10 protein-coding genes are annotated in these 11,961 nt (G+C 68.9%); 2 read left to right on the forward strand and 8 right to left on the reverse strand.

Translation table 11 applies throughout. The features are described 5' to 3' along the window. Positions 1-6 precede the first annotated feature (6 nt). From ACX80J_RS10320 to dinB, 7 genes are all read right to left on the reverse strand, one after another. A complete protein-coding gene (locus ACX80J_RS10320; protein WP_459347690.1) occupies positions 7-1,611 on the reverse strand; it encodes a UDP-N-acetylmuramoyl-L-alanyl-D-glutamate--2,6-diaminopimelate ligase in 1,605 nt (534 codons plus the stop codon). A 57-nt stretch (positions 1,612-1,668) separates the two neighbouring features. Then, complete coding sequence (locus ACX80J_RS10325) at positions 1,669-3,459, reverse strand: peptidoglycan D,D-transpeptidase FtsI family protein (protein ID WP_459347691.1); 1,791 nt, start codon at positions 3,457-3,459, stop codon at positions 1,669-1,671. Positions 3,460-3,513: 54 nt separating this feature from the next. Next, a complete protein-coding gene (locus ACX80J_RS10330) occupies positions 3,514-4,200 on the reverse strand; it encodes a hypothetical protein (RefSeq protein WP_459347692.1) in 687 nt (228 codons plus the stop codon). Further along, positions 4,197-5,198 carry a 16S rRNA (cytosine(1402)-N(4))-methyltransferase RsmH gene (gene rsmH, locus ACX80J_RS10335; protein ID WP_459347693.1) on the reverse strand — a complete coding sequence of 334 codons (1,002 nt, stop codon included), beginning with the start codon at positions 5,196-5,198 and terminating at the stop codon, positions 4,197-4,199. The genes ACX80J_RS10330 and rsmH overlap by 4 nt, the downstream gene beginning before the upstream one ends. 266 nt (positions 5,199-5,464) lie before the next feature. Further along, positions 5,465-5,896 (reverse strand): division/cell wall cluster transcriptional repressor MraZ, encoded by a 432-nt coding sequence (gene mraZ / locus ACX80J_RS10340; RefSeq protein WP_301228487.1) that lies wholly within the window; start codon positions 5,894-5,896, stop codon positions 5,465-5,467. 384 nt (positions 5,897-6,280) lie between these two features. Then, complete coding sequence (locus ACX80J_RS10345; RefSeq protein ID WP_459347694.1) at positions 6,281-6,658, reverse strand: DUF3040 domain-containing protein; 378 nt, start codon at positions 6,656-6,658, stop codon at positions 6,281-6,283. Between the two features lie 230 nt (positions 6,659-6,888). Next, the gene (gene dinB, locus ACX80J_RS10350) at positions 6,889-8,247 is read right to left on the reverse strand and encodes a DNA polymerase IV (protein WP_459347695.1); all 1,359 of its coding nucleotides are present in this window, start codon (positions 8,245-8,247) and stop codon (positions 6,889-6,891) included. Positions 8,248-8,414: 167 nt separating this feature from the next. Between dinB and ACX80J_RS10355 the strand changes: the two genes are divergently transcribed. Continuing rightward, positions 8,415-9,539 carry a polyprenyl synthetase family protein gene (locus ACX80J_RS10355; protein ID WP_459347696.1) on the forward strand — a complete coding sequence of 375 codons (1,125 nt, stop codon included), beginning with the start codon at positions 8,415-8,417 and terminating at the stop codon, positions 9,537-9,539. A gap of 70 nt (positions 9,540-9,609) precedes the next feature. Here ACX80J_RS10355 and ACX80J_RS10360 read toward each other — a convergent pair whose 3' ends face one another. Beyond that, complete coding sequence (locus tag ACX80J_RS10360) at positions 9,610-9,963, reverse strand: Rv2175c family DNA-binding protein (RefSeq protein ID WP_459347697.1); 354 nt, start codon at positions 9,961-9,963, stop codon at positions 9,610-9,612. Between the two features lie 306 nt (positions 9,964-10,269). Between ACX80J_RS10360 and ACX80J_RS10365 the strand changes: the two genes are divergently transcribed. Then, positions 10,270-11,817, forward strand: a complete 1,548-nt coding sequence (locus ACX80J_RS10365) for a LysM peptidoglycan-binding domain-containing protein (protein ID WP_459347698.1) — start codon at positions 10,270-10,272, stop codon at positions 11,815-11,817. Positions 11,818-11,961 lie beyond the last annotated feature (144 nt).

The raw sequence follows: 11,961 nt of genomic DNA on the forward strand, positions 1-11,961 counted from the left end.
GACGGTTCAGGACTCTATCCCGGAGGTGGAAAGCACAGAGAATCCGTGCCTTGTCAACGCGGACCGCAATTCGACGCGGTCGTCGAGGGACAGGTTCACGCCCTTCACTTCCTGCCACACCTCGTGCCCGCGCCCGGCGATGATGATGGTGTCCGAGGGCGTCGCGAGGGCGACGGCACGGTCGATGGCATCGGCCCGCGGGAAGACCTCCAGCACCTCGCAGTCGAGCCCTTCCTCCCGGACTGCTGCATCCGCGCCCGACCGGACGGCGGCCCGGATGACGGCGTCGTCCTCGTCGTGCGGGTCGTCGTCCGTCACGATCAGGATGTCCGAGAGGCGCGCGCCCACGGCACCCATGACGGGGCGCTTCGTCTCGTCACGCTGGCCGGTGGCCCCGAACACGGCGATGACCCGGCCGCCCGGCCGGCGGACCGAGGCGAGGGTCCGCTCGAGGGCGTCGGGGTTGTGCGCGAAGTCGACGATCGCGGCGGGGTCCTCGCCGACGAGCTGCATACGTCCGGGCACTTCCGTGGTGAAGGGATCATGCGCATCCAGCGCGCGCTGGACGTCCTCCACCGGGACGCCCGATGCGAGGACCATGACCGTCGCGAGGGCTGCGTTGGAGATGTTGAACGTCCCGGGCAGGCCGGTGCGGACGCGGAGGTGTTCCCCCGCGCGCCCCGCCAGGACGAACGCGTGGCCGAGGCCGCTCGGTCCGACGCCGGTCACCGTCCAGTCCGCTGCCGGACCTCCCCCGTCCTCGCCGATCCGCACCGTCAGGACGGGCACGTCGGCCGCCTCGGCGAGCCTGCGGCCCCAGACGTCGTCGACCAGCACCACGGCCCGCCGGCAGCGCTCCGCCGTGAAGAGTGTTGCCTTGACGGCGAAGTAGTCCTCCATGGTGCCGTGCAGGTCGAGGTGGTCCTGCGTGAGGTTGGTGAAGCCGGCGACGTCGAAGCGCACTCCGTCGACGCGGCCGAACTCCAGTGCGTGCGAGGAGACCTCCATGGATGCCGCGTCGAGCCCCCGTTCCCGCATCAGTGCGAGGAGGGAGTGCACCTGCGGCGATTCCGGCGTGGTGAGGGCACTGGGAATGGCGTCGGCACCGGCGCGGATCTCGATGGTACCGATGAGTCCGGTGGACCTGCCGAGCGCCTCGAGGAGTGCATTGAGGAAATAGGTGGAGGTGGTCTTCCCGTTCGTTCCGGTGATGCCGAACAGGGCCGGAGGAGCACCCGCCCGGTCGCCCTGGGGACCGGAGAAGATCTCGCGGGCGAGCGGTCCCACGGCACGCCGGGGATCGGGGACGACGACGACCGGCGGCATCCGCAGGCCGTCCGCCCCGCGCACCGCCTCGGCCACGAGGCGCGCGCCCGGCTCGTCCGTCAGGATCGCGACTGCGCCTGCCCGGACGGCCTGCACCGCGAACTCGGCACCATGCCGGGTCGCGCCGGGCAGGGCTGCATAGACGTCGCCGGGTAGGACCGACCGCGAGTCGAGGGTGATGCCGGTGACGGTGGGAAGCCCGGTCTGGAACGCCGGACCGGCGGGCACGCCGGCGGCGGCGAGGGCCGCCGAGAGCTCGACCGGGTGGGGGGCACGCGGCCGCATCAGGGAAGCGGGGGCCCCCTGGGAGGTGTTCGGTTGCACGGTGCTGTGGCCTCCGGGTCAGTATTCGACCGGGTAGATGTCCGGCTTGGTCGTCGAGGCCGGAACGTTGTTCGAGTTGAGGACCTGCTTCATGACCTTCTGGAAGGACAGGCCGGGAATCAGGTAGTACAGGTCACCCTGGGGGCGCTGGAGCGTGACCACCACGACGTACTGGGGATCCTCGATCGGCGCGATCCCGGCATAGGACAGAGTGTAACCGTCGTACCCGCCGGTGGCGCCGGGGGCCTCGGCCGTGCCGGTCTTCGACCCCACCCGGTACTGGTCGAGCTCGCCGGACTTGCCGGAGCCCTCCTCGGTGACCGTCTCGAGCATCTTCCGCGTCTCGGCAGCGGTCTCCTCGGACACGACCCTGGTGCCCTCCGCCTCGGGAACCTTGTGCTCGGTGCCGTCCGGGTCGATGTAGGCATCGATCAGGCGGGGCTGCAGGCGCACACCGTCGTTCGCGATCGTCTGGTAGACCATGGCGGTGTGCAGGGCGGTCTGCGTGAGGCCCTGCCCGAAGAGGACCGTGTACTGCTGGCGGTCGTCCCAGCTGTCGGGTATGGTCAGCAGGCCCTGGTTCTCCTCGCCGAGTCCCGTGCCGAGCGGCTCACCGATGCCGAACTTCTTGAGCCAGTCGTAGCGCTCCTGCTTGGTCAGCTTCTGGCCGATCTGCACGGTTCCGGTGTTCATCGACTTCGCCAGGACGCCGGCGGCCGTCCGCTTCTCCGTCCCGTGCTCCCACGCGTCCTTGAACGTCTGGTCGCCCACCGTGTAGCGGTTCTCGAGGACGAACCTCGACGTCGGCTCGATGAGTCCCTCCTCGAGCGCTGCCGCCATCGTGATGACCTTCGTCGTCGAGCCGGGCTCGAAGGAGGCACTCACCGAGTTCGGGCTGCGCTTGTCGGCCGGTGTCGCCTCGGGATCGTTCGGGTCGAGCGTCGTCGACTCGGCCATCGCGCGGATGGCGCCGGTCCCCGTCTCGACGACGACGATGTTGCCCCATTCGGCGTTGTAGTCCTTCACCTGGGAGGCGATCGTCTGCTGCGCGAACCACTGGAGGTCCTGGTCGATCGTGAGACGCACGCTCTCGCCGTCCACGGCCGGCACGTCCTCGTTGGTCGCGTAGGGGATGCGGATGCCGTCGCCGCCGATCTCGAAGGTGCGGCTGCCGGCCTCTCCCGTGAGCTGGTCGTCGAGGGAGACCTCGAGCCCGGACCGGGGGGCACCGTCCGCGCCGACATAGCCGATGACGGACCCTGCGACCGGGCCCGCCGGGTAGGTGCGCACACTGGTCTTGTCGGCGTAGACACCGGGGATGCCGACGGCCAGGGCGCGGTCCTTGACCTCGGGGGTCACGGACTTCGCGACGTAGTTGAAGCTCTTGTCTCCCATGATGGAGCCCTTGAGGGTCTCGGCGTCGATGCCGAGGACGGCCGAGAGCTCGGCGAAGCCCTGGTCGATCGGGATGTCCGTCTCGCGCTCGTCTCCATCGGGGACGCTGCGGTCGAATTCCTCGACGGCGCTCAGGCGCTGGTCCACGACGATGTCGTAGCGCTCCACGCTCCGGGCGAAGTACTTGCCGTTCCTGTCGACGATGGACCCGCGGATCGGCTGCACGGCCGTGCTGGTGAGCCGTTTGGACAGGCCCGCCTGCGCCATCCCGTTCAGGTCGAGCGCCTGCAGCTGGAACAGGCGCACCCCGAGGACCAGCAGCAGCACGAGGACGAAGGCCAGCCCCACGCGGAGCCGGGTCGAGCCGAGGGCCAGGCGCAGGCTGTCAGGGCTGCCGGTGCGTGCAGGGGTCACGGAGGAATCCTTGTCGATCAGTACGTGCAGGGCGGAGAGCGGCGGGTATGCCTGCTACTGGTCCGAGCCGAGCTGCTGGGGGCCCGGGATGGTTCCCGAGGCCGAGTTGTCCGCTGCGACGTCCGGGTCGGCGGTGCCGGGGTCCGCACCGGGCAGGCCGGCGTCGCTCTCCGCGCCTGCTGGCGCAGCCTCCTCGGGCGTTTCGACCGGAGGTGCCTCGACGGCCACCGGGGCCGGCTGCTCGGTGACGAGCTTCGGAGCGGCGATCAGCACTTCGGGCTTGGGGCTGTCCGTCGCAGGTTCCGGGGTGCCCGTCACCTTCTTCGAGTCCAGCTCGATGGTCCCGAAGGTCGGGGAGGAGACCATGCCGAGTTTCGTGGCGGCGGCCGCCAGGTTCTGCGGCGCTTCCTTGCCCTCGATCTCGAGGACCAGGGCCTCGTTCTGCTGGCTCAGGGCGACCTGCTGGTTCCGGAGCTGCACCAGTTCGTACTGGGTGCCCGAGACGGAGATGTTGAGCATGAGGACCGCGGCCAGCGCGGCGGCCAGCACGAGCAGGCTGAAGACCGCGAAAGGCACCTTGCGGCGGGCCGGCCGCGCGGGTACGACGGACAGCGGGGTCCTGGGCTTCGGGGACGTTCCTGCGTAGCGTCCCGCGAGCCGCTCGGGGGCTACGGCGAGTGCGCCGTGTCCCGAGAAGGCCGCAGCGCTGTGTCGCTTCTCAACGGTCAGTGCCTGGCTCATCTGATGTTCCTGTCGACGGGTCCTGCTTTGATTCGTTCAACTGCCCGCAGCTTGGCAGATGCCGCCCTGGGATTCTCCTCGATCTCCGCCGCCGTCGGCGCTTCGGTGCCACGCGTCAGGGAACGGAGATAGGCCTTGTGTTCCTCGAGCTCCACCGGGAAACCGACGGGCGCGGAGGACTTCGTCCCTGCGGAGAAGGCGCTCTTGACGATGCGGTCCTCGAGGGAGTGGTAGGACATCGCGACGACACGGCCGCCGGTCACGATCGAGTCGATGGCAGCGGGCACAGCGCGTTCGAGGACGGTCAGCTCCTCGTTGACCTCGATGCGCAGGGCCTGGAAGGTGCGCTTCGCGGGGTGTCCCCCGGTGCGTGCCGCAGCAGCGGGTACCACCCCGCGGATGACGTCCACCAGCTGTGCGGTGGTCCAGAAGGGTTCGGCCTGGCGGGCCTGAACGATCGCCGTCGCGATCCGCCCGGCGAACTTCTCCTCGCCCCAGGTCCGGATGATGCGGAGCAGGTCCTCCGCAGCGTAGGTGTTGACGACCTCGGCCGCGGTGATCCCCCGACTCGTGTCCATGCGCATGTCGAGCGGCGCGTCGTAGGAGTAGGCGAACCCGCGGTCCCGCTCGTCCAGCTGCAGGGACGAGACGCCGAGGTCGAACAGGACGCCGTCGACTCCCTCGATGCCGAGGTCGGCCAGGACATCGGGCAGCTCGTCGTACACGGCGTGCACCAGGTCCGTGCGGTCGGCGTACGGGGCGAGCCGCTCGCCGGCGAGTCCGAGGGCCTCGGTGTCACGGTCGATGCCTACGAGGTGGGCCTTGGGGAAACGCTCCAGCATGCTCTCGGAGTGTCCGCCCATCCCGAGGGTGGCATCGACCACCACAGCCCGGCGTCCGGCGGATTCGGCGGAGGTGACGGCTGGAGCGATGAGGGATACACAGCGGTCGCGGAGGACGGGGATGTGACGCTCACCCGTCGGCCGGTCATCCCCCATGCGCACTCTCTCCCCTGCAGCTCGTCATACAGCTCGTCATACATCGTCTCGGTGTGTGCAGGCTGTCGGGAGGAAGCTTCGCCTTCTTAGATCAGATCCCCATCCGGCCGGGAGGTCGTCGCCTGGCTTCGGGGAAGTGAAGCCAGGAGTTCAACCACCGGCGGCTGGAGATCTCATCCAAGGGACATCGCCCATCCGCGTCGTCGTTGCTGCGTCCGTGCCCTGCTGGTCCTGCTCGTCGTCCTGGTCGTACTGGTGGTGCCGAGTCAGATGATGCCCGGGAAGGCATCCTCATCCGTGTCGGAGAAGGCGGCCTCCTTTTCGTCGAGATACGATTCCCACGCCTCCGCCGCCCAGATCTCTGCGCGGCTTCCTGCACCGATGACCGCGAGGTCCCGGTCCAGTCCCGCATAGCTCCTGAGTGCCGGCGGGATGGTGATCCTCCCCTGCTTGTCGGGAACCTCGTCCGAGGCTCCTGACAGGAAGATGCGGTTGTAGTCCCTCGCCTGGCGTGACGAGATCGGTGCCGCACGCATCTGTTCGTGAACCCTTTCGAACTCACTCATGCTGAACACGTAGATGCACCGTTCCTGGCCCCTCGTGAGGACCAGCCCTTCGCTCAGTTCCTCCCGGAACTTTGCGGGAAGGATGAGCCTGCCCTTCTCGTCGAGGCGGGGGGTGTGCGTTCCGAGGAACATCCCTGACCGCCTGTTCTGAGTCCGCCAGGCCCAGCCCGGTGCTGCCTTGCTCTTATATTCCCCACTTTACTCCACAACTCTCCACGGTCAACGCAGCCTGGCGCGGCGGGGCGCGTGTCGCTCCCCCCTGTGGGCAGGGCCATGGCGGCAACGGCGCGGGCCGCGTCGGGGGCGGTTCCGGGGAGGAGAGTGGAGGGCGCGGCAGGAGGGCTTCCGGAGCTGCCATGAGCCTGCGTCGGACCTGCGGTGAAGCCGCAGTAATGCTGTAGTGAAGCTGCGTCGAACCTGCGCAAAAAAGAAAGAACCCGCCGTGGCGGGTTCTTTCTGGGCTTTCCGGCAACACAGGCCGTCAGCTGGAATCCGGGCGGCGGGTGCCGCCCCGGTCTAGGTCTGGTCGCGCTTCCGCTCGTCCCACTTGTCCTCCAGGCTGGACATGAATCCGGTCTTGCCACCGGACGCAGCTTTGGAGGGCTTGCTCATCGGCTGCCCTTCCTCCACCTGCCTGGACTTCGTGGTCGCGAAATACACTCCGCCGCCCATGATCAGGAAGCCGACCACCCCGATGAAGATGTTCTGGTAGACGATGCCCGCGAGAAGGACGAGGATTCCGGCGATCGTGATGAGCGATCCGATGACGAGACGCCGGGTCGACATCGACTTCCGGGTGTCCGAGGCCATCGAGTGCGCGAATTTCGGATCGTCGGCATGCAACTGCTGTTCAAGCTGATCAAGCAGCCTCTGCTCGTGTTCCGAGAGTGCCATGACCGCCTCCTTGATATGGGTACCAACGTTCCTTCACCCCACCAACGTTTCGGACGCGGCCCGGGTTCCCGTCGGAAGGGTCGGTGACCACGGGCTCCGGAGATCGGATTTGCGTACTCCACGGCAGTTGGGCTACCGGATTAAAGACTAGTTTGCTACGGGGTAGGTGCAAAGTCACAATGCGGGGTTGATTGGCCGTCCCGGCGGATGCTGTTCGCCTCCCGATCGGCTCAATGACGCGGTTTCCGTCCATCGTCCCCCCGCTGTGCCGGCGGCGCTCCCGGCGCCGATGGCACCCCCGCGCGGTTCGCCCGATCGGGCCCGGGAGCGGTCCTGCGACTCTCCGCAGGGCGCTCAGCCGACCCGCCCGTTTGCCGTCCGCCCGGACGGGGAGACAGGAGGCCCGCAGGGACGACCCCCGCGTCCCCGAATTTCCGGTTCACGTCGTCCAGCGCGCGCTCGGCGATCCTCCAGTTGTCGTCCCGCCGGTCGATGGTCAGCTGCGTGGAGCCGTCCCCTCCGCTCTCGAGGGACTCGGCACGCAGGCCGATCAGCCGGACCGACATGGGACGCTCCCCCAGTGCTGCGAGGAGAGCTGTCGCTGCACTGTAGAGGGCGTTCGCACTGTCCACCGGCTCGTCGAGCCGCTTCGACCGGGTGAGCGTGGAGAAGTCCGCATAGCGGAGCTTCAGCGAGACTCCCCCGGCGCGGTACCCGGAGGCCCGGAGCCGGGTCGCCGTGCGGTGGGCGAGCCGCAGCAGTTCCCGCCGCAGGACGTCCGAATCGTCGACGTCGCGGGAGAACGTCTCCTCCGCGCCGATGCTCTTCTCCGGACGCGACACGACCACCCGCCGCGGGTCCCTACCCCAGGCGAGGTGATGGACGTGCTCGCCCGACACCCCGAGCAGCCTCTTGAGAGTGGGCACGGGAGTATGAGCGACGTCCTCGACGGTCCGGATGCCGATCCGGGCGAGCACTTCCTGGGTCTTCACCCCGACACCCCAGAGCGCGGAGACGGGCAGCGTGTGCAGATAGGCGACCGTCTGGTCCCCCGGAATCAGCAGGAGGCCATCGGGCTTTGCCCGCGTCGACGCGATCTTCGCGACGAACTTCGTGGTCGCGGCTCCCACGCTCGCCGTGATGCCGAGGGACGAGCGGATCTCGGCCCGGACCTGCTCGCCGATGACGCGGGGGCCCCCGAGCCGCCGGATGGACCCGGAGACATCGAGAAAGGCCTCGTCCACGCTCAGCTGCTCCACCTCTGGGGTCACCGCACGGAAGATCTGCATGACCTGCCCCGATACCTCCGAGTACCGCGCGTGATGGGGCGGCAGGATGACCGCCGTGGGACATTGCCGCATCGCCACGGCCATCGGCATGGCGGAGCGCACCCCGAACCGGCGCGCTTCGTAGGACGCGGACAGGACGACGGAGCGCCCCGACGGGGAACCGACGACGACGGGCACACCGCGCAGGTGGGGATGGTCGAGGAGTTCCACCGAGACGTAGAAGGCGTCCATGTCGATGTGCAGGATGGAGCACTCCGCGTGCTCAGCGGTCCTCGGTCCCTCGTCGTTCGACACGGACATATCGTACGCAGCGTCACTGACACGCCGGCCACCGGCCCCGTCCCCGGCCATCCCCGACCTGCCCCGCCTGCCGACCTGCGGCCGGGCCCTCGGAGTACGCGGCAGGACGTCCGGGCCCGCCGGATAGAGTGGACGGACCACGACCAGCCGAGCTGCCCGGGAGATCCATGCCGTCCGCACCTGCCACCCCCGACACGGGCGGATCCCTCTCCGACACCGTCACCGCCGAGCAGGACCGCTTCCGGTCCTCACTCACGCAGACGATCGAGGACTTCCTCGCGGAGCAACAGGAGGTGCTGCTGGGAATCTCCGACGAATCCCTACCCCTCATCTCGAGCATCGCCACCCTGACGAGGGGCGGCAAGAGGATGCGTGCGCTCCTGTGCTACTGGGGTTGGCGGGCTGCGGGCGGATCACCGTCCGCGCCGGCGCCGGTCGTCGCCGGGACGGCGCTGGAGTTCTTCCAGGCGGCGGCACTGATCCATGACGACATCATCGACCGGTCGGACACCCGTCGGGGGCGGCCCAGCGTCCACCGGCAGTTCACGGCCCGGCACTCGGACGCGGGCTGGCACCTCGACCCCGAGCGCTTCGGAGTGTCGGCCGCCATCCTGGCCGGAGACCTCTGTCTCGCCTTCAGCGAGGAGCTCTTCACGGCCTCGTGCGCGGATGCCGCGGGCGGTGCCGCCCGCACGATCTTCAACCGCATGCGTACGGAGGTGATGGCCGGACAGTACCTCGACCTCCTGGAGGAGGCCGTCGGCCCGGACCAGGAACCGGCCGTCGCCGAGGAGCGCGCCCTCAACATCCTGCGGTTCAAGTCCGCCAAGTACTCGATGGAGCGTCCGCTCATGCTCGGCGGGGCGCTGGCAGGAGCGGACGACGCCGTGCTGAGGGCCTACTCCGCCTTCGCCCTTCCGCTCGGCGAGGCGTTCCAGCTCCGGGACGACGTCCTCGGCGTGTTCGGCGATCCGGAGGTCACGGGCAAGCCGGCGGGAGACGACCTCCGCGAGGGCAAGCGCACCTTCCTCATCGCCCGCGCCCTGGGGTCCAGCGGGAACAAGGCCCGCGCCGGAATCAATGCGATGCTCGGCGACACCTCGCTCGACGACGGCGGGGTCGGGATGCTGCGCGGCCTGATCGTCGAGAGCGGCGCACTGGCCCACACCGAGCGACTCATCGCGGACAAGTCGGAGGAGGCCTTCTCAGCACTGGCCGGGCTCGGGATCGACGCCGTCTCGAGGCGCGCACTGCACCTGCTGGCGGAAGCGGCGGTCACCCGGACCGCATAGACGCCGCTGCAAAGACGCAGCGGGCGGCTTGCCCGAGGCAGGACCGCCGTACCGGGTGAGGCAGGACTTCCTACCAGGCAGCTGCCTGGGCGCGGCGCCGGATCTCGGTCTTCCGCCCCTCGCGGAGCGCATCGATCGGACGACCCGGAAGGGAGTCGTCATCGGTGTAGAGCCAGCGGATGATGTCCTCATCGCCGTAGCCCGAGTCCGCGAGAACGACGACGGTCCCCCGCAGGCTGTCGAGGACATCGCCGTCGACCAGGAAATCGGCGGGCACGCTGCGGACGTTGCGCTCTCCGATCCGCACGCTCACCAGGGACCGGTCGCTGATGAGCGAGTGCACCCTGGTGATCGGCAGATCAAGGACCTCGGCCACCTCCGGAAGGTTGAGCCAGGCCGGGACGAGTTGTTCGAGTTCAGTCACCGTCCAAGCCTGCCATGCTCCGGCAGCCAACTCCACCCGAAGGGCTGCGCCGCGCGCGCGGCCGGGCCGGGAGATCCAGCCGGCACCGGAGCACTCCCCCGGCGACACGCCGCGAGGGAGGATCCCGCGCTTTCTGCGCCCCTTGTGCTACTCCCTTTTTCGTGTAGATTCACAGGAGTCACACAAGTAACAGTATCAACAGCGCACTCATTAGCATCATCAGCACGTGCAGGTGCCCGGCCACGACCAGCTCTTCGGGTACATGCGTCCGCGCGGACTCAGCCGCCAACAGACGAGGAACGAAACATGACTGCCCAGCGATCGAACGCACCGCTGAACGGGAACCGCCGGAAGGTTGCCGGCGCACGCCCGCGCGCCCTGAACGTCGCCGTGACCACCGCCGCCCTGCCCGCGGTGATTCTCTCTTCCGTCGCCCTCGCCCAGCCGGCGTCGGCAGCCCCCGCCCCGCAGACATCCTCCACCCGGCACATCGCCGCAGCGGCGGTGGCGCTCCCCTCGCGTGCGGTCGTGCCTGCCGCCCTCGTCGCCGGCCAGGTACCGGCACGGAACATCGCCATCGCAGCGAAGCCCATTCCCAGCGAGTACACGATCAAGCCGGGCGACACGATCGGCGCGATCGCCAAGCGCTACGGCCTCTCCACCGACGCGGTCCTCAAGCTCAACGGCATGACCGCGCGCACCATCATCTACCCGGGCCGGAAGATCCGGCTGACGGGCAGCGTACCTGCGGCCACACCCGCTCCCGCCCCGGCCGCTCCCTCCTCGGGAACGACCTACGTCGTGAAGCCCGGCGACACGCTGGGCGCCATCGCAGCCCGCAACGGCGTCAGCCTGCAGAGCGTCCTCACGGCCAACAACCTCTCGCTCACCTCGACCATCTACCCCGGGCAGAAGATCCGTCTCTCGGGTGCGAGCCCGGCTCCCGCACCCGTCAAGCCGGCACCCGCGCCCGCACCCGCGCCCGCTGTCGGCACCTACACGGTCAGGGCCGGCGACACGCTGGGCGCCATCGCAGCCCGCAACGGCGTCAGCCTGCAGAGCGTCCTCACGGCCAACAACCTCTCGCTCAGCTCGACCATCTACCCCGGGCAGAAGCTGAAGCTCACCGGCGCCCCCCAGTCGACGCCGCCGAAAGCCACCCAGCCGGCGCCCGCGCCCGCACCCGCATCCGGCTCCTACACGGTGAAGGCCGGTGACACGCTGGGTGCCATCGCAGCCCGCAACGGCGTCAGCCTCTCGGCGCTGCTCGCTGCCAACAGGATGACGACGACCACGGTCATCTACCCGGGCCAGAAGCTCGCCCTCCCCGGCAAGGCCACACCGGCTCCCGCACCCGCTCCCTCCGACCTCGTCCCCTCGACCTTCCTCGGCTACACCTACCCGGACAGGGTCGTTGCCGACGCGAACGCCAACAAGGCACTCCTCAACTCACTCCCCGCGCCGTCGCCCGCGCAGATGCAGCAGATCGTCGCTGACACCGCCCGTTCCATGGGTGTCGATCCCAGCCTCGCGCTCGCCTTCGCCTACCAGGAGTCGGGGTTCAACCAGCGGGCCGTCTCTCCCGCGAATGCCATCGGCACCATGCAGGTCATCCCTTCCTCCGGAGAGTGGGCGAGCGACCTCGTCGGCCGCAAGCTGAACCTCCTCGATCCGTACGACAACGCGACGGCGGGCATCGCGATCATCCGCTCGCTGGTGCGCACCAGTCCGTCCCTGGACATCGCCATCGCCTCGTACTACCAGGGCCAGTACTCGGTCCAGACCCGGGGGATGTTCGAGGACACCAAGCAGTACGTCGCATCCATCAAGGCCCACCAGAAGAACTTCCGGTAGGACCGGCCACTCCTCGGCCCGGGGAGTCCGGCAGGCACGCCCTGTACCGGACGCCCTGGGCATCAGGTGAATACGAGCAGGGTACGGGGGCGGGATCGCGTGGTGGTCCCGCCCCCTCCTGCTGTGCGCGCTTAGTATCGGAGG

This window comes from Arthrobacter rhamnosi (assembly GCF_054510975.1).

What these genes read in the sequence shown, in the direction of transcription:
- rsmH (WP_459347693.1), bottom strand. Translation starts at nt 5,198, where the DNA reads ATGGGGGATGACCGGCCGACGGGTGAGCGTCACATCCCCGTCCTCCGC.
- dinB (WP_459347695.1), bottom strand. Translation starts at nt 8,247, where the DNA reads ATGTCCGTGTCGAACGACGAGGGACCGAGGACCGCTGAGCACGCGGAG.
- ACX80J_RS10330 (WP_459347692.1), bottom strand. Translation starts at nt 4,200, where the DNA reads ATGAGCCAGGCACTGACCGTTGAGAAGCGACACAGCGCTGCGGCCTTC.
- ACX80J_RS10345 (WP_459347694.1), bottom strand. Translation starts at nt 6,658, where the DNA reads ATGGCACTCTCGGAACACGAGCAGAGGCTGCTTGATCAGCTTGAACAG.
- ACX80J_RS10365 (WP_459347698.1), top strand. Translation starts at nt 10,270, where the DNA reads ATGACTGCCCAGCGATCGAACGCACCGCTGAACGGGAACCGCCGGAAG.
- ACX80J_RS10320 (WP_459347690.1), bottom strand. Translation starts at nt 1,611, where the DNA reads ATGCGGCCGCGTGCCCCCCACCCGGTCGAGCTCTCGGCGGCCCTCGCC.
- ACX80J_RS10355 (WP_459347696.1), top strand. Translation starts at nt 8,415, where the DNA reads ATGCCGTCCGCACCTGCCACCCCCGACACGGGCGGATCCCTCTCCGAC.
- mraZ (WP_301228487.1), bottom strand. Translation starts at nt 5,896, where the DNA reads ATGTTCCTCGGAACGCACACCCCCCGCCTCGACGAGAAGGGCAGGCTC.